This window comes from Massilia sp. P2_C2, from assembly GCF_056404615.1.
In genome coordinates this window covers 1-24,069 of the sequence record NZ_JBFUDR010000066.1, presented here as the reverse complement: position 1 = coordinate 24,069, position 24,069 = coordinate 1, and the positions used below count along the sequence as shown (strand labels likewise).

21 protein-coding genes are annotated in these 24,069 nt (G+C 66.4%); 12 read left to right on the top strand and 9 right to left on the bottom strand.

The window, feature by feature from the left end:
• Positions 1 to 765, bottom strand: a 765-nt coding sequence (locus AC1DYX_RS10625) for a helical backbone metal receptor (RefSeq protein WP_477258782.1), incomplete at its 3' end; no start/stop codon positions are given.
• Positions 766 to 871: 106 nt separating this feature from the next.
• Here AC1DYX_RS10625 and AC1DYX_RS10620 point away from each other — a divergent pair.
• From AC1DYX_RS10620 to AC1DYX_RS10610, 3 genes are all read left to right on the top strand, one after another.
• Positions 872 to 1,825, top strand: a complete 954-nt coding sequence (locus AC1DYX_RS10620) for a GGDEF domain-containing protein (RefSeq protein ID WP_477258781.1) — start codon at positions 872 to 874, stop codon at positions 1,823 to 1,825.
• Positions 1,826 to 2,000: 175 nt separating this feature from the next.
• Entirely contained in the window at positions 2,001 to 3,446 is a 1,446-nt protein-coding gene (sbcB, locus tag AC1DYX_RS10615; protein WP_477258780.1) for an exodeoxyribonuclease I, read from the top strand.
• 120 nt (positions 3,447 to 3,566) lie between these two features.
• Positions 3,567 to 4,790: an MFS transporter gene (locus AC1DYX_RS10610; protein ID WP_477258779.1), complete on the top strand. Its 1,224-nt coding sequence runs from the start codon at positions 3,567 to 3,569 to the stop codon at positions 4,788 to 4,790.
• 10 nt (positions 4,791 to 4,800) lie between these two features.
• On the opposite strand, the gene pyrF is transcribed toward AC1DYX_RS10610, so the two are convergent.
• A complete protein-coding gene (gene pyrF, locus AC1DYX_RS10605; protein ID WP_477258778.1) occupies positions 4,801 to 5,622 on the bottom strand; it encodes an orotidine-5'-phosphate decarboxylase in 822 nt (273 codons plus the stop codon).
• A gap of 165 nt (positions 5,623 to 5,787) precedes the next feature.
• Between pyrF and AC1DYX_RS10600 the strand changes: the two genes are divergently transcribed.
• The 7 genes from AC1DYX_RS10600 to AC1DYX_RS10570 all read left to right on the top strand — a co-directional run bounded on the left by AC1DYX_RS10600 (position 5,788) and on the right by AC1DYX_RS10570 (position 10,756).
• A complete protein-coding gene (locus tag AC1DYX_RS10600) occupies positions 5,788 to 6,366 on the top strand; it encodes a LemA family protein (RefSeq protein ID WP_477258783.1) in 579 nt (192 codons plus the stop codon).
• A 9-nt stretch (positions 6,367 to 6,375) separates the two neighbouring features.
• The gene (locus tag AC1DYX_RS10595) at positions 6,376 to 7,248 is read left to right on the top strand and encodes a TPM domain-containing protein (protein ID WP_477258777.1); all 873 of its coding nucleotides are present in this window, start codon (positions 6,376 to 6,378) and stop codon (positions 7,246 to 7,248) included.
• Complete coding sequence (locus tag AC1DYX_RS10590) at positions 7,248 to 7,757, top strand: TPM domain-containing protein (RefSeq protein WP_477258776.1); 510 nt, start codon at positions 7,248 to 7,250, stop codon at positions 7,755 to 7,757. Before AC1DYX_RS10595 ends, AC1DYX_RS10590 begins: the two co-directional genes overlap by 1 nt.
• A 67-nt stretch (positions 7,758 to 7,824) precedes the next feature.
• A complete protein-coding gene (locus AC1DYX_RS10585) occupies positions 7,825 to 8,601 on the top strand; it encodes an SDR family NAD(P)-dependent oxidoreductase (protein WP_477258775.1) in 777 nt (258 codons plus the stop codon).
• Positions 8,602 to 9,277: 676 nt separating this feature from the next.
• Entirely contained in the window at positions 9,278 to 9,487 is a 210-nt protein-coding gene (locus tag AC1DYX_RS10580) for a hypothetical protein (RefSeq protein ID WP_477258774.1), read from the top strand.
• A 206-nt stretch (positions 9,488 to 9,693) separates the two neighbouring features.
• On the top strand, positions 9,694 to 10,014 hold the full coding sequence (locus tag AC1DYX_RS10575; RefSeq protein WP_477258773.1) for a VanZ family protein: 321 nt from the start codon (positions 9,694 to 9,696) through the stop codon (positions 10,012 to 10,014).
• Between the two features lie 145 nt (positions 10,015 to 10,159).
• Positions 10,160 to 10,756: a hypothetical protein gene (locus tag AC1DYX_RS10570; RefSeq protein WP_477258772.1), complete on the top strand. Its 597-nt coding sequence runs from the start codon at positions 10,160 to 10,162 to the stop codon at positions 10,754 to 10,756.
• 114 nt (positions 10,757 to 10,870) lie between these two features.
• On the opposite strand, the gene AC1DYX_RS10565 is transcribed toward AC1DYX_RS10570, so the two are convergent.
• The 6 genes from AC1DYX_RS10565 to AC1DYX_RS10540 form a co-directional block, all read right to left on the bottom strand.
• The gene (locus AC1DYX_RS10565) at positions 10,871 to 13,492 is read right to left on the bottom strand and encodes an NAD(P)-binding protein (RefSeq protein ID WP_477258771.1); all 2,622 of its coding nucleotides are present in this window, start codon (positions 13,490 to 13,492) and stop codon (positions 10,871 to 10,873) included.
• Between the two features lie 192 nt (positions 13,493 to 13,684).
• On the bottom strand, positions 13,685 to 15,493 hold the full coding sequence (locus tag AC1DYX_RS10560; RefSeq protein ID WP_477258770.1) for a glycoside hydrolase family 2 protein: 1,809 nt from the start codon (positions 15,491 to 15,493) through the stop codon (positions 13,685 to 13,687).
• The gene (gene galK, locus AC1DYX_RS10555) at positions 15,480 to 16,592 is read right to left on the bottom strand and encodes a galactokinase (RefSeq protein ID WP_477258769.1); all 1,113 of its coding nucleotides are present in this window, start codon (positions 16,590 to 16,592) and stop codon (positions 15,480 to 15,482) included. The genes AC1DYX_RS10560 and galK overlap by 14 nt, the downstream gene beginning before the upstream one ends.
• Before the next feature lies 1 nt (position 16,593).
• Positions 16,594 to 17,727 carry a M24 family metallopeptidase gene (locus tag AC1DYX_RS10550; protein WP_477258768.1) on the bottom strand — a complete coding sequence of 378 codons (1,134 nt, stop codon included), beginning with the start codon at positions 17,725 to 17,727 and terminating at the stop codon, positions 16,594 to 16,596.
• Entirely contained in the window at positions 17,724 to 18,779 is a 1,056-nt protein-coding gene (gene galT / locus AC1DYX_RS10545; protein WP_477258767.1) for a galactose-1-phosphate uridylyltransferase, read from the bottom strand. The genes AC1DYX_RS10550 and galT overlap by 4 nt, the downstream gene beginning before the upstream one ends.
• A 467-nt stretch (positions 18,780 to 19,246) precedes the next feature.
• A complete protein-coding gene (locus AC1DYX_RS10540; RefSeq protein WP_477258766.1) occupies positions 19,247 to 20,776 on the bottom strand; it encodes a dipeptidase in 1,530 nt (509 codons plus the stop codon).
• Between the two features lie 165 nt (positions 20,777 to 20,941).
• Here AC1DYX_RS10540 and AC1DYX_RS10535 point away from each other — a divergent pair, with 165 nt between their 5' ends.
• Positions 20,942 to 21,814: a pirin family protein gene (locus AC1DYX_RS10535; protein ID WP_477258765.1), complete on the top strand. Its 873-nt coding sequence runs from the start codon at positions 20,942 to 20,944 to the stop codon at positions 21,812 to 21,814.
• Between the two features lie 73 nt (positions 21,815 to 21,887).
• On the opposite strand, the gene AC1DYX_RS10530 is transcribed toward AC1DYX_RS10535, so the two are convergent.
• Positions 21,888 to 22,256 (bottom strand): hypothetical protein, encoded by a 369-nt coding sequence (locus AC1DYX_RS10530; RefSeq protein WP_477258764.1) that lies wholly within the window; start codon positions 22,254 to 22,256, stop codon positions 21,888 to 21,890.
• 450 nt (positions 22,257 to 22,706) lie between these two features.
• On the opposite strand from AC1DYX_RS10530, the gene AC1DYX_RS10525 reads away from it, so the two are divergent.
• Entirely contained in the window at positions 22,707 to 24,059 is a 1,353-nt protein-coding gene (locus AC1DYX_RS10525) for an RNA-guided endonuclease InsQ/TnpB family protein (protein ID WP_477258763.1), read from the top strand.
• The last annotated feature ends 10 nt before the right edge of the window (positions 24,060 to 24,069 follow it).

Genomic DNA, 24,069 nt, shown 5'->3' with positions numbered 1-24,069 from the left:
CCCGGCCAGCGCGCGGCTGCCGTACCACGACATCATCTCGCCATCGACGAGCAGCACGGGGATGCCGATCTGCTTTTCCAGCGCATCCGCGTGCGCTTCCGTGAAGCGGTAGGGCTCGGTCGACAGCAGCACGGCGTCGAGCCCGTCCACGAGCGCCTGCGACCAGGCGAAGCGCGGATAGCGCTCAAGGCCCAGGTCCGGCACGCGCCAGCCCGGCTCGGCCAGCATGGCGGCGATGTACRTGCCCTGCGAGACCGTCATCCATGGGTCCTGCCAGATGCAGTACAGCACGGTGCGCGCCGGGCCGTGAACATGCGCGCGCAGACCCGCGTATTCCGTTTCGAATTCGGCGCACCAGCGCTCGGCCGCATCGGCCGCACCGAAGAGCCCGCCCATCAGCCGCACGAGGTCGAGGTTGTCGCGCGGCGCGTTCGGGTGCGTGACGACGATGTGCGGGACGAATTCCGCCAGTTTGTCGACGGTCGGCTTTTCGTTCTCGTCGATGTTGACGACGACATGCGTCGGCGCCAGCCGGCGGATCTTCTCGATGTTGACGTCCTTCGTGCCGCCCACCTTCGGAATGGCGGCCACGACGTCGCGTGGATGGATGCAGAAGCCCGTACGGCCGACGAGCTTGCCGGCCAGGCCCAGGTCGCACAGCAGTTCGGTGATCGAGGGCACGAGGCAGACGATGCGCGCGTCGGGCGCGGGAAGGTGGGCCTGGCCGAGCGCGTCGACGAGGCTGGAATCGGAAGCGGTAGTCATCCCGTCATTGAAACACTGTTGTTTATCCACGCCAAGCATCTCAGTGAGCGTTTCATTCAGGTATCATGCGAGGTTGTCAATATAAGTTGTCGCCCGTAAGTCATTCATGAACGTGACCGGCACCTTCGGTGCATCCTCCTACAGCATCCGCGATCTGGAGCTCTTTCGCGACGCCGACGGCCCCGCCGTCGCGCGCGCGCTCGCCGATTGCCTGCTGGTGCGGCTGCCGAAGGACGAAGCGCTCGAAGATGGCCTGCGGGCCCGCCTGTACATCGTGCTGGCCGGCAGCCTGGCCGTGGAGGCGGCGCTGGGCGAAGGCAATGTCGACCGCATCCTGCCCGGCGAAAGCGTGGGCGAGCAGTCGGTGCTGGACGACGCCGCCAACCTTGATGCCATCGTCGCGCTGGAAGACAGCGAACTCCTGGTGATCGAGCCCGACCGCGTGTGGCAGCTCATCGACGGCCACAATGGCGTGGCCCGCAACCTGCTGCGGCTGCTCTCCTTCCGCGTCCGCGCGGCCAATGCCCGCCTGCGCCGGCGCCAGAAAGTGGGCGAGTTCTACCGCCAGCTGTCGTTCAACGACGGCCTCACGGGCCTGTACAACCGCGCCTGGCTGAACGAGGTCCTGCCCAAGCTGGTCACCCGCGCGCGCCAGGAAGGCGCGCCCCTGTCGCTCGTGATGATCGACCTGGACCACTTCAAGCGGTTCAACGACACCCATGGCCACATCGCCGGCGACAGCGCCCTGTGCGCGGCCGCGAACGTCATCCGCGCGGGCCTGCGCCCGACCGACTTCGCCGTGCGCTACGGCGGCGAGGAAATGATGGCGATCCTGCCCGCCACCCCGCAGCCGCAGGCCGTGATGGTCGCCGAGCGCCTGTGTGCGCGCATGCGCGAGACCATCGTGTTCGACGACATGCGGCTGCCGCTGCCGCACGTCACCGGCTCGTTCGGCGTCGCCACGCTGCTGCCGGGCCAGGACGAACGGGGCCTGATCGAAGCCGCCGACGCCGCGCTGTACCGCGCCAAGGAGGCGGGACGCGACCGGATTGCCGTGTAGGGTGGGCACGCCGTGCCACGCGTGACGTTCGCATACCGCATGCCTTCGCGTGGGCACAGGGGTGCCCACCCTACTGGCATTTTGTTCCCCTGGCTCGATTGAGCCAGGGCTAGGCCCGCTGAAACATGCAAGTTAGAATGGCGCGTCGCAACTCAGCCGTGCAGCCGGCACCACAATGAGCACCCACACCTTCCTCTGGCACGACTACGAGACGTTCGGCGCGGAACCGCGGCGCGACCGTCCCGCGCAGTTCGCCGCGATCCGCACCGACGCCGACCTCAACGAGATCGGCGAGCCGATCATGCTGTACTGCCAGCCGGCACCCGACTACCTGCCCGATCCGCAGGCCTGCCTAATCACGGGCATCACGCCGCAGCACTGCCTGGAGCACGGCGTGCCCGAGCACGAATTCGCGGCCCGCATCTGCGCGGCGTTCTCCGAGCCGGGCACGATCGGCGTCGGCTACAACACGATCCGCTTCGACGACGAGGTCACGCGCTTCCTGCTGTGGCGCAACCTGATGGACCCGTATGCGCGCGAATGGCAGAACGGCTGCGGCCGCTGGGACCTGCTCGACGTCGTGCGCATGGCCTATGCGCTCCGTCCGGACGGCATCGCCTGGCCACGCCACGAYGACGGCCGCCCCAGCTTCAGGCTCGAACACCTCTCGCGCGACAACGGCCTCGTGCACGAAGCCGCACACGACGCGCTGTCCGACGTGCGCGCCACCATCGCGCTGGCGCGCCTGCTGCGCAGCAAGCAGCCGAAGCTGTTCGACTTCTGCCTCGAACTGCGCCGCAAGGACAAGGTGGCGGAGCAGATGGGCCTGCACCTGGACCGCGCGCTGCGCCAGCCTTTCCTGCACGTCTCCGGCATGTTCCCGGCCGAGCGCGGCTGCCTGGCCTTGGTCTGGCCGCTGGCCACGCATCCGACGAACAAGAACGAAGTGCTCGTGTGGGATTGCCGCCACGACCCGTCCGAGCTGTTCCGCCTGGACGTGGACACGATCCGCCAGCGCCTGTTCACGCGCGCGGCCGAGATGCCCGAAGGCATGACCCGGCTGCCCATCAAGAGCGTGCACCTGAACAAATCACCCATGCTTGTCAGCAACCTCAAGACGCTCAGCAGCCAGATGGCGGCACGCTGGGAGCTCGACGTCGAACAATGCCTGGCGCACGCGCGCATCGCGGCGGGCGGGCCGGACATGGCGGCGATCTGGCACAAGGTGTTCCAGCGCGACACCGTCGCCGCGATGGACGTCGACGAAGACCTGTACGGCGGCTTCGTGTCGAACGGCGACCGGCGCCGGCTGGAGTCGCTGCGGACGGAGGCGCCGACGAAGCTGGCCACGCTGCGCCCGTCGTTCGAGGACGAGCGCCTGACGCACCTGCTGTTCCGCTACCGCGCCCGCAACTTCCCGCACACCCTGGGCGAAGACGAGCAGCAGGCGTGGGAAGACCACCGCGCCGCGCGCCTGTTCGACGGCGCGGGCGGGGCACGCACGATCGACCAGCTGTTCGCCGAGATCGACGCACTGTCCGAGACGGCGGACGAGCGGGCGGAAGAAATCCTCGGGGCGCTGTATGATTACGCCGAAATGATTGCCCCAAGCCGGTATTGAATGATGCGTAGGGTGGGCACCACGTGCCCACGCGTACAACGGACACCGGCACGGACGCGACCTATTTCACGGCGCGTATCACCGCGTGGGCGGAGGCCGCCCACCCTACGAACGATTTCGATGTCCCGCGCATTCCGCTCCCTCTCCAGCTTCAACTACCGCCTCTGGGCCAGCGGCGCCCTCGTCTCCAACGTGGGCACGTGGATGCAGCGCACCGCCCAGGACTGGCTGGTCCTCACCGAACTCACGCACCACAACGCATCGGCCGTCGGCACCGTGATGGCCCTGCAGTTCGGCCCCCAGCTCCTGCTGCTGCCCTGGACCGGCTGGGCGGCCGACCACTGGGACCAGCGCAAACTGATGATGGTCACGCAGGCCACGATGGGCGTGCTCGCGCTGGCGCTGGGCCTGTTGACCATCCTCGGTATCGTCCAGCTGTGGCAGGTCTATGTGTTCGCCTTCCTGTTCGGCTGCGCATCGGCCTTCGACGCGCCCGTGCGCCAGACCTTCGTCGCCCAACTCGTGGGCGATGCCGACCTGCCGAACGCGGTCGCGCTGAATTCGACGTCGTTCAACGGCGCCCGGATGATCGGCCCGGCGGCGGCCGGCCTGTTGATCGCCGGCGTCGGCACCGGCTGGGCGTTCATCGTCAACGGGCTGTCGTACGTCGCCGTGCTGTGCTCGCTGGCCTGGCTGCGCAAGGACGAGCTGCACGCGCACCCGCGCGCGCATGCGGGTGACCGCGGGCGCGCGATGCTCGCCGGCCTGCGTTATGTGTGGCAGCGGCCGGACCTGATGGCGATCATGGCCATGCTGTTCCTGATCGCCACGTTCGGCCTGAATTTCCCGATCTTCATCGGCACGATGGCCGTGTCCGTATTCCAGGCGGATGCGCGCGGGTACAGCCTGCTGTCGTCGACGATGGCGGTGGGGAGCGTCACCGGCGCGCTGATCGCCGCCGGCCGCGAGCGCACGCGCTTCAGTGCGCTGGTGGTGGGAGCCGGGGTGTTCGGCATCGGCTGCACCCTGGCCGCCATCGCGCCGGGCTACCTGTGGTTCGCCGCCGCGCTCGCGCTCACGGGCGTGGCCGCCCTCACCTTCACGAACGCATCGAACAGCCTGATGCAGCTGGCGACCGAACCCGCCATGCGCGGCCGCGTGATGGCCCTGCGGGTCGGCATTGCATTGGGCACGACGCCGATCGGGGCGCCGATCGTCGGCTGGGTGGCCGACCATGCCGGCCCGCGCTGGGCGCTCGGCGTGGCCGCCGCGTCCGGCTTCGCGGCGCTGGCCGTCGGGCTGCGCTACCTGGGCAGCAGCAGCCGGCATGGCCCGGCGGGGTGACGGGGATGACTCAGGCGCGGTAGCGGTTGATCGCGTCGCGCGTCTCGAGCGCCACGCGGCGCGCGGCCGCCGCGAAATCCTCGCCGCCCTGCGGCTGCGCATAGATAATGGCGCGCGAGGAATTGATCATCATGCCCATGCCATCTGCCGTGCGGCCCGATTTCACGGTCGCCTCGATGTCGCCGCCCTGGGCGCCGATGCCTGGCACGAGCAGCGGCATGTCGCCGACGATGGAGCGCACCTGGGCGAGTTCGTCCGGGAACGTGGCGCCGACGACGAGGGCGCACTGGCCGTTCCTGTTCCACTTTTCCGCGACGAGGCGCGCCACGTGCTGGTACAGCGGCTGGCCGCCCACGTCCAGGAATTGCAGGTCGGAGCCGCCGGCGTTCGACGTGCGGCACAGGACGATCACGCCGCGATCCTTCCACGCCATGTAAGGCTCGACGGAATCGAAGCCCATGTACGGGTTGACGGTGACGGCGTCGGCGCCGTAGCGGTCAAACGCTTCGCGCGCATACTGGTGCGCGGTCGCGCCGATGTCGCCGCGCTTGGCGTCCAGGATCAGCGGGATGTGCGGATAGCGCTCGCCCAGGTAGCGGCAGATGGCTTCCAGCTGGTCTTCCGCGCCCAGCGCGGCGAAATAGGCGATCTGCGGCTTGAAGGCGCAGGCCAGGTCGGCGGTGGCGTCGATGATGGCCTTGCAGAACTCGACGATGCCGTCCGGCCGGTCGCGCAGGTGCGCCGGAAAGCGTGCGACGTCCGGATCGAGCCCCACGCACAGCAGGGAATCGTTGCGGCGCCAGGCGGCGGTCAGTTTGTCGATGAAGTTCATGGCGGCCTCTGAAGTCGGATTGCAAACCCGTTATTGTAGCGCGCGGCCGGCACGGCTGGCCTGTCCGTCACGCCATGGCGTTGTCATTTCGGGTATATTTTGGCCATTCGACAACTTGTTACGGATGGGCAGATGAAACCTTCGATCTTCACGCGCTGGGCCGGCATGTTGCTGGCCGCCGTACTGGCCGCGACGTTGCTGTCGGGCTGCGGCTACAACCAGTTCCAGGCCAAGGACGAAGCCACGAAGGCGGCCTGGGCCGAGGTCGTCAACCAGTACCAGCGCCGCGCCGACCTGATTCCCAACCTGGTCAACACGGTCAAGGGCTATGCCACGCACGAACGGGAGACGCTGGAAGCCGTCACGCGCGCGCGTGCCGCCGCGACCAGTTTCCAGATCACGCCGGAAGTCCTCAACAATCCGGAAGCGTTCCAGAAGTTCCAGCAGGTGCAGGGCGAGCTGTCGAGCGCGCTGTCGCGCCTGATGGCCGTGTCTGAGAACTATCCGCAACTGAAGGCCGACGCCAGCTTCCGCGACCTGCAGTCGCAGCTGGAAGGGACGGAAAACCGCATCACGGTCGCGCGCCAGCGTTATATCGCGGCCGTGCAGGACTACAACGTGACCGTGCGCAGCTTCCCGACCAATCTGACGGCGATGATTTTCGGCTACCAGGCCAAGCCCTCGTTCACGGTCGAGAACGAGAAGTCGATCTCGACGGCGCCGACCGTCAACTTCGGCAAATAAGGCCATGCCATGAGCCCCCTGCCCCGTCTGCTGTGGGCCTGGATGCTGACCCTGCTGCTGGCCTGCTCGGCCCATGCGCAAGCCCAGAGGTCGGACCAAATGCGACAAGTGCCGGCGCTGCGCGCGCGCGTCACCGACGAGATCGGCATGCTGACGCCGGACCAGCGCCAGAAACTGGAAGGCGTACTGGCCGACTACGAGGCGAAGACGGGCAGCCAGATCGCCGTGCTGCTCGTGGCGTCGACGGAACCGGAAGCCATCGAGCAGTACAGCATCCGCGTGGCCGACGCGTGGAAGCTGGGCCGCAAGGGCGTCGACGACGGCGTGCTGCTGGTGGTGGCGAAGGACAATCCGAAGGCGCTGCGCCGCCTGCGCATCGAGGCCGGACGCGGCGTGCAGGGGGTGCTGACGGACGCGCAATCGAAACGCATCCTGGAAGACACGATCGCCCCGCATTTCCGCCAGCAGGACTGGTATGGCGGGCTCGTCGCTGGTGTCGGCGCCATCGCCACCCTGCTCAACCAGGAAAAATTCCCGGCACCGCCCGCGCAGGCGCAGCCGCAAGCGCAGGAGGATGATGGCGGACCCGGCATCCCCGTCGGCATTTTCCTGGTGTTCATCGGCATCGTCGTCATCCGCTCGATCTTCCGCCCGCGCCGCACGCGCCTGATGCAACCGGGCCTGCCCGGTCAGCCATGGCAGCGTGGCAACCACTGGGACAGCGCCACGACCGGCTTCATCCTTGGCAATRTCCTCGCCAATGCCGCCCGCCATCGCGGCGGCGGCGGCTTCTCCGGCGGCTTTTCKGACAGCGGCGGCGGCGGCGGCTTTTCCGGTGGCGGTGGCAGCTTCGATGGCGGTGGCGCCTCGGGAGACTGGTGATGGAAGAACCGAGCCGACTGCGGCGCGCCCTGCGCCACCTGTTCAGCACCCGCAACGAGGCCGAGCGCGCGTTTCCGCCCGCGGCGCTCGGCGCGATCACGGAAGCCATCACGGCCGGCGAGCAGACGCACCGGGGCGAGGTGCGGCTGATCGTCGAAAAGGGCTTGCCGCTGTCGCTGGCCTGGGCCGGAGTGACGAACCGCCAGCGCGCCATCGCCCTGTTCGCCGACTACGGCATCTGGGACACCGAGGACAACTGCGGTGTGCTGATCTACGTAAATCTGGCCGACCGCAAGGTCGATATCATTGCCGACCGGGGCATCGACCGCAGGATCGATGCCGCCACGTGGCAGGGCGCGTGCGACACGATGACGCGCGGTTTTGCCCGCGGCGAATTCCAGGCGGCCACGCTCGCCGCGGTCGCCCAGGTGAACCAGCTGCTGCGCACCCACTTCCCGTCCGGCGGCGCGCGCCCGAACGAATTGCCCGACCGGCCCGTGATGCTCTGACCGGCAGGCCGCCGCCGGGCGTTTTGTTTCATTTTTGCAGCTTTCACTGCAGCAACAGCGAGGATCCATGAAACTCAATCAGAAAGTCGCCATCGTCACCGGCGCCAGCCAGGGCATCGGCCATGCGTGCGCCGAACGCCTCGTGCGCGAAGGCGCGCGCGTGATGCTCGTGGACCTGCGTCCCGAAGGTGCGACCGCCGCCGAAGCCCTGGGCGACCAGGCCCGCTTCTTCCAGGCGGACGTGAGCGTGAAAGCCGAGGTCGACGCCATGGTCGCTGCGACCCTGGCCGCCTTCGGCCACATCGACATCCTCGTCAACAACGCGGGCGTGACGCACGCCGCCGGGTTCCTCGACCTGGCCGAAGAGGATTTCGACCGCGTGCTGCGCATTAACCTGAAGTCGATGTTCCTGTGCAGCCAGGCCGTCGCCCGCGAAATGGTCAAGCGCACCGATACGGAATTGCGCGGCTGCATCATCAACATGTCGAGCGTCAACGCCGAGCTGACGATTCCGAACCAGGTGCCCTACGTCGTGTCGAAAGGCGGAGTGAACCAGCTCACGCGCGTGGCCTCCATCGGCCTTGCGCCGTACGGCATCCGCGTCAACGCGATTGGACCTGGCACGATCCTGACGGAACTGGCAAAGCAGGCTGTACTGTCGAGCCCGGAAGCACGCCACACGATTTTGTCGCGCACGCCGCTCGGTCGTTGCGGCGAACCGGAGGAGATCGCCGCCATCGCCGCTTTTCTCGCCAGCGAAGACGCATCGTATATCACGGGCCAGACGCTGTATGCGGACGGTGGCAGGATGGCGCTGAATTACACGGTGCCTGTTCGGGATTAGCTCTACCATTATCATTTTGAATAATAACGGCTATCCGAATTCATAATTGGACGCATATGTCGCGCCGCAGCATAATGCACCTGTCTCCACTATTCTCCTCCAAGAAAATAGTTTGAAGCCCGCTCAATCAGCGGGCTTTTTTTTATCCACAGCACGTAACACTCTTGCTCAGATTGCAACGCTCGGTTAGACCAATCCCATCTGTAAACGTTCGGGATCAAGGATGCGCACATTTGAGGAGTGTCATAACCCGTTCACATTCTGTCCCTATACTGGGTCCATCTGCATACACGCAACCGATATGCGTGATCGCAGAAGGTGTGCCCTTCGCGGCACACCGCACCGCATTCTGAGTCTCTTGGCCCGATCTTGGGTTGTGCCCGTCCTCCGTTGGCGGGCATTTTTTTGTTCCGTATTCTTTTGTTGTGTCTGCCACGCACCGCACAAAACTTTCACTGTTGTGCTTGAACCATCTACAGATTCCGCTATGATGAAACACGCACCTCGCGATTCTTCTGGAATTTCGCGTGGGGACAAGACAATCCAACATGGAGCCGGTCCAATGACTTTACCCGTACCTGAAACGATGTCGCCACCCCAGCAACAAGCCCATCCGTCGCGCCGCTGTCATGAGGAATCAGACGACTGCCTGGTTCTCAGCGAGCTCAACCCGCGCATGGTGATCGACCATATCGACGACGAAGGGGAACCCCTTCACGTACTGACTTTCGGCAGCGTCCGCGAGATCTGCCCCAAGTGCCAGAGCGGCCACCTGAAACTGGTCCTGCGCCAGTCGGCCGTACGCATGGCGCACCTGTTCTGCCCGGACTGCGCCAGCTGTTTCGACGCCCACTACCCCAACGGCACACCAGCCCTCACCATCTGACGCCTGGATGCCCGCCTTGGCCGACGTGCCGCCCGATGGCGCGCCGGCGGGGCGCGGTATGTCAGCGCACCGATACCGCTTGATACCGTTATGGTAAGGTAAGTGTTTTTCAGTCCTCCCTTTCCATGACGACGTATCTATCCACGTTCCTGCACGACCCGCCCAGGCGCCCGCTGTACGTTGCGGCCGCTATCGCGATGTTTCTGATGATCATAACGATCGGCAATATTCCGGGCGCCCGGGCAGACATCGGCGCCTATGCGCCCGGTGGCGTCCTGCACTCGATCGCTTATGCCGTTCTGGCTGCCCTCTCGTTCACCGGCAGCCGCGGCAGTCCGCTGGCGCGCGCCGGCAAGGCCGTGCTGGCCGTCGCCGTGATGGGTGCCGGCGACGAATTCGTGCAAAGCTTCTTCCCCTACCGCGGTGCCGACGTCCGCGACTGGGCCGTCGACGTGGGCGCCGCCATCGTCGCCGCCAGCCTGCTCACGCTGCTCGCGGCGCGCAGCGCCGTCCAGGTCAGGCGCTGAACTACCCGCTAATCGCCACGACTTTGACGTGGCTCATGCTCAACCCGAGTCAGCTGGAACGCCGCTACCAAACGGGCCTCTTACCACAGTGGCACGCGGCATCGTCACGCATCACCTGACACTATCCTCTCACAAGGAGTTGATCATGAAGCAAAAACACCAGAGCGTCTTCCTGGCGGGCTTGCTGACGCTGGCAGTCGGGCTGTCCGCGTGCAGTTCCATGCACGGCGACACGAGCGGCAGCAGTGGCAGCAGTGGTACCGCCGGCACCCAGAGCAGCGGGGGCATGTCGGGCACGGGCGGCGACACCGGATCGGCCGGATCGGGCAGCTGGGGTGGCGGCAGTTCCGGCTCGTCCGGCACATCCGGCTCTTCCGGCAGTTCGAGCGGTTATGACAGTTCCGGATCCTCCGGTTCCGGTACGACTAAAGGCCGGAGCGCCTCCACCGACAGCATGGGCGGCGGGATGAGCAGCAGCGCCGCAGCGGGCACGACGCCGAACGCCACCGTCGCCGCCATCGAAGCCGTGCCCCAGTCCAGCAGTGCCGCCACCGAAGGCGATACCAGCGCCGCAATGGGCAGCAGCTCGGGCGGCAGCACCGGCAGTTCGTCCGCCGACCAGGTCTATCGCGTCACCCTGCGCATGGACGACGGCAGCACCCAGGTCGTCACGCAGCAGACCACGCCGGACTTTCGCACCGGCGACAGGGTGAGTCTCGCAGGCGGCACGATCCAACACTGAGCCCGGCGCCGCGTGCGGATAGGGTCAAGGCGGACCGCGGCGCGGCGTGCGCCGGGCCCTGCCCGGTCTGGCCAGCGTGGCCCGGCCAACGTGGCCCGGCCAGCGTGGCCCGATCTATTCCGCCCCGACCTTTTGCGCGCGGGCACGCTTGGCGCGCACGATGTCGGCACCGCGCTTGCCGGCCAGCAGGGCATGGTCGGAGTTGTAGTATTCCCACTCGCTGTAGCGGCCGACGAGGGTGATGTCGAACTGCTTCAGCCAGGCCTTGCACGTCTCGACGTTGCGTGCGCGCTGGTGGTCGTACAGCACGTAGGCGTACGGCATGTCGACCTGGTGCGCGGCGAGGATGGTGTCGCCGTCCTGGATCATGCCGACCTTGCGGCAATCCTCGATGGCGCGGGCGATCAGCGCGTCGCCGTCGACCGGTAGCGGTTTATGGGGCGAATACGAAATCTCGCAGGTGAAGCCGAAGCCGCCCGGCGGATTGCATCCCGGGCTCGCATTGCCCTGCACGAAGATGCGGTGGAAGATCGTGTCCTCCGGATAGTAAATCCAGTGCTTGTCGGTGGCGACGCGGTCGATGCCGATGTTCGCGCAGCGGATCGACACGTGGCGCAAGCCTTTCGCCGCCGCCCTCACCTCTTCCGGCGCCTCGTCGCCGATGGCCTTGATGAGTTCCGGCAGCGGCATCGTGGAGATCAGGTCGTCGTAGCGGAAGCGGCGGCCGTCGCGCAGCGCGACGATGTGTTCGCGCGGCAGCACCTGCACGACGTCGGCATTCAGTTCGATCTTGCCCTTGACGTGCGGCAGGAAGCCATTCATCAGCGCCTGGAAACCACCCTTCAACGGGTAACCGAAGCGGGCGTTCGGCCCCATCGGCTTCGGCGCCGGTTCCAGCGCGCCCTGGATGATTTCTTCCAGGTTCGGCAGCGGCACCCGTCCGCCGAGCCACGACGTTTCCATCTCGGACAATGGCACGGTCCAGATCTTGCGGTTGTACGGGATGGCGAAGTGCTGCGCGATACCCTTGCCCCACACCTTGTAGATGAATTGCTCGAAGTTCTGCACGGTGCCCTGGACGGCGCGGCCGGTGTTGCAGACGTCGGCCGTGCCGTCGGCGCAGCAATCGGCGATGGATTGCGCATCCGCGGCCGCCATGCCGTCGTCCGTGCCGTAGCGGGCCTCGATGGCGCCCATCACGCATTCCGTGATCACCTTCGGCGGCAGGCCGTACAGGGCGCCCTGGAACGGATAACGGGTGCAGACGCCCTTGCTGTAGATCCACGCCTCGCGGTTTTGCCAGTGCACGTTGTCGCCCAGCAGGATCTCGTACATCTTGAGCACGTACGGGTCGTTCGAGAACATGATATGGCCGGCGTGGTCGAACGTGAAGCCGTTGTCCTCGATGGAGCGGCACCAGCCGCCGACCGTCTCGTTGCGGTCCAGCAGCAGTGTATCGGCGCCGAGGTGGTATGCGGCCGACAGCCCCGTCGGGCCGCCGCCGATGACGATCGTGGCCACGTGCGGCGCCTGTGCGCGCAGCGGATTCACGGTCGAGCCACGGCGGACGTCGCCGCGCCGTGCCACGGCGGCCGCGTCGGCAGCCGCGTCGAAGCTGCGCGGCTTGGCGCGCCGGTCCGTGTGCGGCGGCGCCGTGTCGATCAGCTCGCGCATGCGCGCGGCCGTGTTGTCCCAGGACGTGGCAGCCACGACGGCCTGCATCGCGTCCACCATGTGGCGACGCTGTTCAGGCGTCTGCGCCAGCGCGGCCTCGCAGGCGGCGGTGAATTCGTCCGCGTTGGCGGCGATCGCGACGACGTGGCCATACGGATTCGCCACGTCGGCGATAGGCGTGCTGACGATCGGYAACTGGGCCGCCATGTATTCGAGCACCTTGGTCGGGCTGATGAATTTCGTCGCCTCGTTGATGGCGAACGGCATCAGGCAAACGTCCCAGCCGGCCAGCAGGTCCGGCAACGCGGTGTACGGCTGTTGCCCCAGGTAATGGATGTTGGCGCGGCGTGGAAGACGGTCCGGATCGATCTTGACGACCGGTCCGGCCAGCACGATCTGCCATTCGGGGTGCGCGTCGGCGACAAGACCCACGAGGTCCGGGTCGAAGCGCTCGTCCAGCACGCCATAGAAACCCAAGCGCGGGCGCGGAATGGCGTCCTGTTGCGGATGCGTGCGCGACCGGTCCAGCGCCTGCTGGAAGTGCACGACGTCGACGCTGCTGGAAAAGCAGTGGACGTTCGGGTGGCGGTGGCGCTTGGCCTCGTACAGGCTGGGGCCGCCGGCGAACACGAGGTCGGCGATGGAGAGCAGCGCGCTTTCACGCTGCAGCAATTGCTTGGGTGGATTCCGGAACGAAGCCAGTTCATCCATGCAGTCATAGACGACGAGCGCGGGCCGCAACGCTTGCAGCAGCGGCAGGGCCATCGGCGTGTAGAACCACGCGACGACCTCCTCCCTGGGTGGTGCCAGCTGCGCGACCATGGGCTGGAGCAGGCGCAGCTGCTCGTCATGGAAACCGTTGGCATGGATGGGGGTGTGTGCGCGGCACACGGTCACGTTCGGGGCCGGACTGGATCGTTCCATGAACGGGGCGCCGTCATCGTACACCGGTTCCTCGACGAACAGGACCGGATAATGCTGCGCCAGGCGCGACAGCAGGTGCTGGGGCCGCTGGAACACGAAATCCCAACGCAGGTGACTGAAAACGACGATCGTGGGCATGATGGCTCCTTGTCGCCCGCAGYGGGCGGTCGGTTGATCGATACGACACGGACGGGCGAGCCCATCCATCAGCGCGGCCGTTCGTGACCGCGCAGCGGGGGCAGGCGCCCTGCGGGTGCCGTGCTCGCGACAGGGTTCGGAGCGCGCCGGGCGGCGCGGATCGGCGTACCTCAGCGGTACATCAGCGATACGTCACGTGGTGCCCGGCTTGTCTCCCTCCTCTTCCACGTCCTTGGGTTCGAGCGTGACGTTGCGCGTGGCCGCGCTGATCACCTCGAACGGCAGCTTGGGTGTACGGTCCGCATTGAGCAGGCCGTTCGCTTCCTGGAACGTGTCGGCGAACTGGGTATAGCAGAAGCCGCTGAACATGAAGGTCTCGTTGACCACCTTCAGCAGGCGTTGGTACAGCACGTGATAACTCTCGGCCGTATGGGCACGGGTATAGCCCCACGTGCCGTCCTCGGGCGTCGCGTTCGGGTCGTACGCGATGCCGCCGAATTCGGTAAGCACGATGGGCTGGCCGCGGTGCGGGAAGCCGTCCAAGGTGAGGATGCGTCCGCCAGGGCGCCGCTGATCGAACAGCGTGCGTACGGGGTCGGACACCTCGTAGCGCGCCTTCAGCTTGTCCGGGTTGCAGTCGTAGTCATGGATGCCCAGGATGTCGGTGGCCGAGGCTTCCCAGCCGTCGTTGCCGATCACAGGGCGGGTCGCGTCGAGGGTGCGCGTCAGGTGGTACAGCGCCTCGACCGCGTTGCGATGGGCCTGGGTCAGCGTCAGATTCGGCACGCCCCAGGATTCGTTGAACGGCACCCACACGATGACGCATGGGTGGCTGTAGTCGCGCTCGATGGCCTCGGTCCATTCCTTGACCATGCGCGTGATCGCGCGCGGCGAGAAACGGTAGGCCGAGGGCATCTCTTCCCACACGAGCAGGCCCAGCTTGTCCGCCCAGTACAGGTAGCGCGGATCCTCGATCTTCTGGTGCTTGCGCACGCCGTTGAAACCCATCAGCTTGGCCAGTTCGACGTCGCGCTTCAGGTGCCCGTCCGACGGCGCCGTCAGGAACGACTCGGTCCAGTACCCCTGGTCCAGCACGAGGCGCAGCGGATACGGGCGGCCGTTGAGCAGCAGGCGGTCGCGGTTGATGTGGAACGCGCGCAGCGCGGTGTACGACCTGACGGTGTCCACCACCTGGTCGCCGCAACGCAGGATCACTTCGGCGTCCAGCAGGGTCGGTCGTTCCGGGCTCCACAACAATTCGTTGCGAGAATCGTCGATGCCGGGATCGGACAACGCGATCTTGCGGTTCGCCTCGCCCTGCAGCAGTTTGTAGTTGTCGTCCGCGAGCAGCTGCTGGCCGTGCCAGATCTTGACCTCGACGAACATGTTTTCCTGGATGTCGCCGCCGGCGAACACTTCGCAGCCGATCTCGAAGGTCTCGAAGATCGGCGTCCAGCGCAGCGAGCGGATGAAGGTGCGCGCCACCTTTTCGATCCACACGGTCTGCCAGATGCCGGTCGTGCGCGGATACCAGATCGAGTGCGGTTCCAGCAGCCAGTCCTGCTTGCCGCGCGGTTTGGCCAGGTCGGCCGGGTCGTCCTCGACGAACACGGTCACGACCTGCCTGCCGTCGCCCCGCAGCGCCGGGGTGATGTCGGCCGAGAACGGCGTATGCCCCCCCTCGTGCTCGGCCACGAGCTGGCCATTGACCCAGACGCGCGCGAAATAGTCGACGGCGCCGAAGTGCAGCATGACGCGCTCTTCGGACGGCATCAGCTGGAAGTCGCGCTCGTACCAGCAGAAGCGGTGGAAGCCGGTGTCCTGGATACCGGACATCTCGGTCTCGGGCGCGAACGGGACATTGATCTCATGGGTCCAGCCGGTTACGCCTTCCGGCATCTTGTTGACGAGGTCGTCGTCGAAGCGGAAGCGCCACTTGCCGTTCAGGTTGATCCAATTGTCGCGGACCAGCTGCGGGCGGGGATATTCAAACTGGCTCATTATTTTCCTTTCCTTGGGTCGGGACCGGGATCAGGATGCGTCCCTGGCGTCCAGCTTTGTTGTAGGTGGAGAGTGCAGTTTCAGCTGCCTGCCGAATTTCAGTTCTACCTTGGCCAGAGCGGCACAGCGCGACGCAAGCCCCGCCGAATCCGGCGCCGGTCAGGCGCGCGCCGAGCACGCCCGGGACCGCACGCAGCGCGGCCACCAGTTGGTCGAGCTCGGGAATGGAAACCTCGTAGTCGGCGCGCAGGCTCTCGTGCGACGCGTTCATCAGTTCGCCGAAGCGTTCGGCCGACACGCCGCGCGCCGCTTCCAGCACGCGCAGGTCTTCCAGCACGACGTGGCGCGCGCGCCGGCGCAGCGGCTCGGGCAGCGCTTCGACGGCCGCCGGATCCGTCACGTCGCGCAACGCCATCACGCCCAGCTTGCGCGACGCTTCCTCGCATTCGGCGCGGCGTTCGTTGTACTTGCTGGCGGCCAGGGTGCGCGGCACACCGGAGTCGACGACGATCAGTTCGGTACCGTCCGGCATCGGCACGAGGTGGTATTCCAGGGTGCGCGCATCGATGAACAGCATGTTCCGCTCGTCGCACAGGCTCGACGCCATCTGGTCCATGATGCCGCAGTTGACGCGCGCGTATTCGATCTCGGCGCGCTGCGCGATCTGCGCGAGCTTGACGTCGTCGAGAGCAAACCCCAATAGATTGCGCATCGCGCGCAGCATCGCCACTTCGAGCGCCGCCGACGACGACAGGCCGGAACCCACGGGCAGGTTCGTCGTCACGAACATGCGCAGCGGCGGCACCTGCACGCCGGTCGCTTCGACGAGGCGGATGCAGCCTTCGATATAGCTGCCGAAGCCCTGCGGCGCGCTGCCGCCCTTCGCGGCGAACGTGACGTTGCCGTCCAGCGTGCCGGAATACAGGTGGTGCTGGTCGTCGTGGCTCCTGGCCAGCGCGACTTCCGTCCGCTGCGGGGTCGCGACGGGCAGCATGTAGCCGTCGTTGTAGTCGGTGTGCTCGCCCAGCAGGTTGACGCGGCCTGGCGCCGACGCGAACGCCTCGGGAGCGCCGCCGAAGAAGGTCTCGGAATTGTTCATGTCATGTCACCTCCAGCCAAACGGGCCGCGCGCGGCCCTGGATTGTCGTCGCGGGCCAGTCCGGGTCCACGGTCAGGTTCTCCAGCCCGCTTGCCCCCAGCAGGAACGTGTCCTCCGTTTTCAGTCCCGCAAAGCCGGGATCGAGCGCGAACGCCATGCCCGTCTCGATGCCCGTCGCCGTGCTCGGACTGGCGACGATCTCGCGCGCCTGGTAGCCCGTGATGCCGCCCTGGTGGTGTTCGAGGATCGCGTCCGGCCGGTTGGCATGGCGGTACGCGGCCTCCAGCGCGTGATAGACGGCGGCCAGCGACTGGCCTGGGCGCACGGCATCGAGTCCCGTCGCCTCGACCTGCTGCAGGTCGGCCTGTGCATTGCGCTCATCGATCGACAGCGGCCCGAACGCGACGGCGCGCGCCAGATTCGCATTGATGCCGTGGCGGCGCGCGCAGACCCCGAGCATGGCGCGCGCGCCGAGCGGCTCGTGTGTGGGCACCGGATGGCGGAACGCCTGCAGCCGGCGCGCGCCCGCGGCCAGGACGAGCGCGGGCTGGATCCCGCGCCGCCACAGTGCCTGCGCGGCGGCCGCGGCCAGGTCCAGTTCCGTCCAGTCGGGACGCGCGGCGGACAGGACCTGCGTCAGCGCGACGGCGGCATCGACACCAAGCACGCGGTAGCGCGCCTGTTCGGCCGGATGCAGCACCATGCGGCGCAGGCGCAGGCTCGCCGGCAGCGGTTGCTCGGCGCCGTTGCCGTTGCTTGTGCGCGGATGGTCGGACAGCACGACGCCCCCGTGTGTCGCGCCGAGCACGTAGGTCTCGCGCAGTTCCGTCTCGGCCCACGGCGCGATGTGGAAAGAAAAAGCGACCGGGACCTGTTCCTGGCGCAGGCGCTCGGCCTCGACGTTATCCGTCAGGACGACGGCGTCGTCGCGCGTGACGAGCACCTCGGCCACGCCGCAATCGGCGGCCAGCAGCACGGACGCGTCGCCGCCCGCCGTCGCCCAGGCGAACCAGTCGGTCCCGCGCAGGCGCACGGCTGTGGCGCCCGTCTCGGCCAGCGCGGCGCGCAACAGCGCCAGCTTGTCGGCCACTTCGGCCGCGCGCGCATCGGGGGACGTGTCGACCAGTGCGCTCATGCCGTCTCCTCCAGGACCACGTCGACCTGCTGCAATTCATAGGCCGTCGTCTCGGGCAGCACGTCCATCGCGAACATGCCGGCGCCAATCTCCGTGCCGGCCAGGTATTTGAGGCGGTCGCGCGTACGGTACGGCGGACAGATCTGGCAGTGCAGCTGCGTCTCGGGATGGTCGGCGCCATCCGTCGGCGCCTGGTACCACATCATCAGGTACGGGAACGGGCGGTCCCACAGGCTGTCGAACTTGAGCAGCACCGTCTTCAGCGCGCGCGCCAGGGCGGCGCGCTGCGCCGGCGTGAGCGCCGCGAAATCGCGGCAAGGGCCCGTCGGCATCACCCACGCTTCGTACGGGTAGCGCGCGCACGCGGGCACGAAGGCGATCGCGTGGTCGTCCTCGTACAGCACGCGCTTGCCGTCCGCCGCCTCGTCGCGCGCCATGTCGCACAGGAGGCTCGTGGCATGCTGCAGGTAGTATTCGCGCTCCTGCGCCAGCTGGCGCGCCGGCACGGGTGGCACGAACGGATAGGCGTAGATCTGGCCATGCGGATGGTGCAAGGTGACGCCCACCTCGGCACCGCGGTTCTCGAACGGCAGCACGTACTGGATGTGGTGCTGCCCGCCTATGCGTTGTGTGCGGTCGCCCCACACTTCCAGCAGCAGTTCGATGCGCGACAGGGGCAGGCGGCCCAGCGCCGTCTGCGCATCCTGCGTGAACACGACGACCTCGCACTTGCCGTTCGCGGGCGCGGTCGGGACGGTCAGGGCCGGCGGCTCGTGCGCATCCAGCGCCAGCGATGGAAAGCGGTTGTCGAACACGGCGATCTCGTAGTCGCCGGTCGGCATCTCGGTCGGGTGTTCGGCGTCGCGCGTCGGCGCGAGCGGGTTGTACTGCGGCGGCGGCTGGTAAGTGCGGTTCTGGCGGTACGCGGCATACGTGACCCACTCGCCCCGCAACGGATGCCAGCGCAGGTGCGGGTTCGCATGCTGCGGCTCGGCAAAGGGGCTGGGTGCGACGAGGCCGTCCGGAATCGGCCGGTTGCTGTACAGCGTCAAATGTCTTCCGTCAGGTTTCGTCAGGTCTTGGCTATGCATGGCATCGACAGGTCAGCTTGCTCTCCTTGCGCGACCGGTGGGTAACCGGGTCGCCGTCAGGCCTGATCCTATCATGGCGTTTTCGCCACATTTTCTTGGGGTCAGCTCTAGCTTTTCCGACAATCAACGGGCCATGCGCAGGCTCACTGGGAGACCTTGGCGCCGCCTGCCGTCTCTCCTAGGGAAAGCCTGGCGAAGCGGTGCCGGCTCCCTATGAAGACCTGGATCATGTAGGCTGGAACCTACAAAACTTATAGAAGTATTTACACATTTCGGCGAGGCTTGAACCTACACGAATGCCCGGTGAGCAAAATCGTGATGCGCCCCGTAGGGTGGGCACCCCGTGCCCACATGCACTACCGCAACGCATATGTTAGGTGGGCACAGGGGTGCCCACCCTACCAGTTCGCGCCTACCGAGACTGGCCCTTACTTGGCGAGCTCGGCGAGCACCGCCGTGTACATTTCCAGGTTCAGCAGCAATTGCTTGGTGGTGATGAACTCATGCTCCGAATGGCCCGTGTACACCGTATGCGGCATCGCCGGGCCGAAGCTGACGGCATGCGGGAACAGCCGCGAATTGGTGCCGCCGCCGATTGCCAGCGGTTTCGGATCCTTGACGCCCGTAAAGTAGGCGAACGTCTTCATCAGCACCGGCAATTGCGGCGCGTCGCTCTGCACCCATGGGTCGCCGATCTGCACGGCGATGTTCGCCAGCTGCACGTGCGCGCCCTGCCATTGCGCGAGCGCGGCGTTGATTTCGTTCGAGAGCTGCGCGGCGGTCTTGCCCTGCGGCCGGCGGATGTTGATCGCCAGCTCGGTCCCGCCCGCCTCGCCGTCGCGCTGGCGGATCACGGTCGGGGCGAACGTCATCGGGCCCATGAAGGCGTCGCGGTAGGCGATGCTGCCGAATTTTTCTCCGTAATAGCCCGTGCCGACCATCTCGTTGAGGAAGTTGACGAGCGCGCCGGCCGTCGTGTCCGGCCACGCCTGCACGGCCAGCGCGTCGGCCAGCATGCTGATGGCGTTGACGCCGTCCTCCGGCTTCGAAGAGTGCGCGGRCAACCCCTTGCCCGTGACGAGCAGGTCCTTGTCCTTCCACTCGAACTGGTAGCGCATGCCCGCCTGCTTGCCGGCGCGGGCGCGGATCTGCGTCTCCAGCGCGGGCGTCGCGTTGGCGATCACGGCCTGCGCATCCTCGGGGATCTGGCTGCCGAAGAAGCCGCCCTTGAAATCCTTCACCCAGGGTTCGGTCGCGGGTGCCGGCGTGGCAGATTTCGGCAGCGTGACGGCCAATGTGCCATAGCCCTTCTCCGCCGTCACGGCCGGGTATTCGGCGTCGAGCGTGATGTTCATCTGTGGCAGCGGGTGCGTCTTGATGAATGCCTCCAGCGGCGCCCAGTCCGATTCCTCGGCCATGTAGACGTACAGCTCGATGCGCTTCGACAGCGGCACCTGCAGGTCCTTCAGCGATTTCATCGCGTACAGGGCGGTGGCGATGGGCCCCTTGTCGTCCTCGGCACCGCGCGCCAGCAGGCGGCCCGGCTCGCTCGTGCGGTCCAGTTCGAACGGCGACTTCTTCCACTTGCTCGGGTCGACGGGCTGCACGTCGCCGTGCGCGACGAGGCCCACGCGCTCCTCGCCCTTGCCGAGGCCGATGATGGCCACGCAGCCGTAGTCGGCGAAGTCCAGGCCGAGCCGTTCCGCCTCCTGCTTCAGGTAGGCCTTGAACGCCTGGTGCTGCGGATTGCGCTCGCACGGCACATCCTTGACGGCCACCGTGTTGTAGCTGACCATTTTGGCCAGCGTGTCGACGACGTCGTCGCGGTAGGCGGTGACGGCATGTTTGGCCGCCTTGATCGCGGCATCGCCCGGCACGCCGGATGCCGGCGCGGCCGTTGCACTCGCAGCCCAGGCCAGGCTGATGGCCACCGCCAGGCTGCGTGCACTTCTGTTCATCCCCATTGTTCGTCTCCATGATTGCAAAGGCGCAACGAGTCTAGCAGGGATGCGGGAAGCGCGCATGGGCCTCCCCGCTGCGCAATCCGCGATGTGCAATCAGCGAGGTGCAATCCGCGACGTGCAATCCGGTATCGTAGCGTCTTCACATGAAAGGATCCGAACATGACGCACAAGATCATCCGGCGCGTACACCCCGCGCTGCGCGACGACATCGGCGACCTGGTCACCCAGCGTCCCGTGCCCGGCCCCCATCTCGACCAGGTCGATCCCTTCCTGTTCCTCAACCACCACGGCCCGCAGGTCTATCCGCCGCACAACCGCGGCCTGCCCTTCGGCCCGCATCCGCACCGCGGCTTCGAGACCGTCACCTTCATCCTCGACGGCCTGCTGGCGCACCGCGACAGCGCCGGGCACGAGAGCGTGATCGGTCCCGGCGGCGTGCAATGGATGACGGCCGGGCGCGGCATCGTGCATGCGGAAGTGTCGCCCCGCGAATTCATGGAGCGCGGCGGGCCGCTGGAAATCCTGCAGCTTTGGGTCAACCTGCCGCCCGCGCTGAAGATGACTCAACCGCGCTACGTCGGCCTGCAACGCGACCAAATACCGGTAGTAAAAAACGGCGCGGTCGTGGACGGCGGCGCCGGCGTGCGCGTGCACCTCGTGTCGGGCACGTATGGCGGCGTGACGGGGCCGGTCGAATCGCTGACGGATGTGTTCCTGGCCACGGTCGAGATGAAGGCCGGCGCGCGCCTGCACGTCGACGGGCTGCTCGATCGCAACGTGTTCCTGTACGTCGTGCGCGGCGTGATCCAATGTATGCCGGAAACGGTGAGCGCCTTCCACCTGGCCGAGTTCGATCCGCAGGGCGACGAACTGGAGATCCTGGCCGACCACGACAGCGTGCTGCTGCTGGGCCATGCCTTGCCGATCCGCGCACCCGTCGTGGCGCACGGGCCGTTCGTGATGAATACGCGGGAAGAGATCCAGCAGGCGATCATCGATTACCAGGCCGGACGCTTCGGCGCGCCGATCTGACGCCGGGTATCGCATGCAATGAAGTGCCGGCCCGGGCCGCATCGGCCAGGCCGGACGTGTTCGGCGCCGCGCCTCAGCGCGCGGCCTGGTTGAGGACCACCTCGTCCGCGAACGGCACCTGGTTGAACGTGAGGCGTGCACCGGAGTCGCGCGTGACGAACTGGTTCTGACCGACCGGCACCAGCTCTTCCCGCTTGCCGTCCAGGTCGACGAACAGCCTGCTCATCCTGTTCGTCACCTTGATCGTGCGGCCGTCGGTGAGCAGGAACGAGCTCCGCATGCGCTCGGCGTCAATCTTCGTCAGCCGGTATGCCATGGACGGCTGGAGCTGGGCCGTCGCGTTGCTGGCGGCGCTTGCAGACGGCGCGATGGACGGGTCGGCGAATGCGGACATGGACAGGGTGGCGGCACCGACGAAGGCCAGGACTTGAAGAATACGCATGATTGCTCCGGAGTTCACAATCGATATTTAAAACGGATCACAAGCGAAATTGCAAAAACATCATCGGCCATATGCGTGATCCACCGTTTTTTCATATCGCCGCGTCGTTAATGTGCGGCGAGTGATGACAGTGTAGGAAGCGCTGTCGCCAGCGTCATCGGCCAACCGCCGAAGCGTCGAAATCGGGGGATGAACTGTCGAAAAACCGACCCGAGTTGCGATGAATGCATATAGTTTTTGACATCGTCGCGAGCGGCTTCGGGGCGCGCCGCGCCGGCGATGTCCGGTATAGTGACGGCTTCGGCAAGCCATCCTCACGAGGTGCGCCTTGCTTCCAGGTTGATGCTTGAATGTGTCGATACGTGCACCGACCGTGCACATTCTCTGACGAGATCCGGAACTTGTTCAGCGCACTTCAGTCCAACGCCCTACTCAACGGAATCCACAATCGTGCTCCTGTCCCACCGGCTTCGACTCGATCCGACACCTGCGCAGCGCGACTATTTTGCGCGCGCGGCAGGCACCGCCCGGCGTGTCTGGAACTGGGCACTGGCCGAGTGGAACCGCCAGGCCGCCACCGGCCACAAACCGAATGCGATGGCACTGAAGAAGCAGTTCAACGGCATCAAGTATTCGGATCCGGACTGGCTGGACGACGACGGCCTGCCCTGGCTGCGCACCATCCACCGCGACGCCCATGCGCAGCCTTTCGCGAACCTGGCAAAAGCGTGGTCCCGCTACTTCGACCAGCGCCGCACGGGCCAACAGGTGTACCGACCGCGTTTCAAGAAAAAAGGACGTTGTCGCGATGCGTTCTACCTTGCCAACGATAAATTGCGGATCGAAGGGGTTGAAGCAGTGTTGCCGAAGATCGGGCGCGTGCAAATGTGCGAGCATCTGCGCTGGCCGGGCAGGATCATGGGAGCAAGTGTCGGGCGCCAAGCCGACCACTGGTATCTGGCGGTGCGGGTCGACGTGCCTGATCACGTTGCGCGCCTGTACCGTACGGGAGACGGTGTCATCGGCGTCGACTTGGGCGTGAGCGCGGCCGCTACGCTGTCGACCGGCGAGAAGATCGCGGCACCGCGCCCACTCGCGGCGGCGCTGCGGCGCCTGCGCATCCGCTCGCGGCGCCAGTCGCGCAAGCTGGAAGCGGCCAGGAAAGCTGTCGGCATCAAGGGAGCGATCCCGAAAGGCACACGGCTGCCGGAATCGAAGAACCGGACCTGCGGCGCCCGCGCGCTGGCGCGACTGCACGAGCGCATCGCCCGCGTGCGCGCCGACTTCATGCACAAGCTGACTACCCGGTTGTGCCGCGAAAATCAAACGGTCGTGATCGAGGACCTGAACGTGCACGGAATGTTGGCCAATGTCCGTCTGGCGCGCGCGATCTCCGACGTCGGTTTTCATGAATTCAGGCACCAGTTGCAGTACAAGGCTAAGCGTTACGGTACCCAACTCGTGCTGGCGGACCGCTGGTATCCGTCAAGCAAACTGTGTTCGGCGTGCGGTGACCGCTACGCCGCGCTAAGTCTGGGGGAACGTACCTGGACCTGTACCGCATGCGGCACGCATCACGACCGCGATGTGAACGCGGCGATCAATCTGCAACGGCTCGCATCCGGCGCCCTCGCGGCGCAAACTGCGCTACCCTTGGCGAGCCGGGCGGCGACGTCGGGCACTGCCGCCAGCGATGGGCTGGCGGGAGGCGGGAAAGTTACGCCTGCCAGGCACGAGCACGGTCAGCAGGACGGCTCGGGGCAGGAAGAGAACGGTGAGCACTTGTGCACACGTTTTCGATAGCAGTTCCTCG

Bases quoted from the DNA above. Each gene is read 5' to 3' on its own strand.
- AC1DYX_RS10580 (WP_477258774.1), top strand. From the start codon at position 9,278: ATGGTGATCGACCATATCGACGACGAAGGGGAACCCCTTCACGTACTG.
- AC1DYX_RS10530 (WP_477258764.1), bottom strand. From the start codon at position 22,256: ATGCGTATTCTTCAAGTCCTGGCCTTCGTCGGTGCCGCCACCCTGTCC.
- galK (WP_477258769.1), bottom strand. From the start codon at position 16,592: ATGAACAATTCCGAGACCTTCTTCGGCGGCGCTCCCGAGGCGTTCGCG.
- AC1DYX_RS10560 (WP_477258770.1), bottom strand. From the start codon at position 15,493: ATGAGCCAGTTTGAATATCCCCGCCCGCAGCTGGTCCGCGACAATTGG.
- AC1DYX_RS10570 (WP_477258772.1), top strand. From the start codon at position 10,160: ATGAAGCAAAAACACCAGAGCGTCTTCCTGGCGGGCTTGCTGACGCTG.
- AC1DYX_RS10620 (WP_477258781.1), top strand. From the start codon at position 872: ATGAACGTGACCGGCACCTTCGGTGCATCCTCCTACAGCATCCGCGAT.
- AC1DYX_RS10575 (WP_477258773.1), top strand. From the start codon at position 9,694: ATGATCATAACGATCGGCAATATTCCGGGCGCCCGGGCAGACATCGGC.
- AC1DYX_RS10600 (WP_477258783.1), top strand. From the start codon at position 5,788: ATGTTGCTGGCCGCCGTACTGGCCGCGACGTTGCTGTCGGGCTGCGGC.
- AC1DYX_RS10610 (WP_477258779.1), top strand. From the start codon at position 3,567: ATGTCCCGCGCATTCCGCTCCCTCTCCAGCTTCAACTACCGCCTCTGG.
- pyrF (WP_477258778.1), bottom strand. From the start codon at position 5,622: ATGAACTTCATCGACAAACTGACCGCCGCCTGGCGCCGCAACGATTCC.
- AC1DYX_RS10590 (WP_477258776.1), top strand. From the start codon at position 7,248: ATGGAAGAACCGAGCCGACTGCGGCGCGCCCTGCGCCACCTGTTCAGC.
- AC1DYX_RS10535 (WP_477258765.1), top strand. From the start codon at position 20,942: ATGACGCACAAGATCATCCGGCGCGTACACCCCGCGCTGCGCGACGAC.
- AC1DYX_RS10585 (WP_477258775.1), top strand. From the start codon at position 7,825: ATGAAACTCAATCAGAAAGTCGCCATCGTCACCGGCGCCAGCCAGGGC.
- AC1DYX_RS10550 (WP_477258768.1), bottom strand. From the start codon at position 17,727: ATGAGCGCACTGGTCGACACGTCCCCCGATGCGCGCGCGGCCGAAGTG.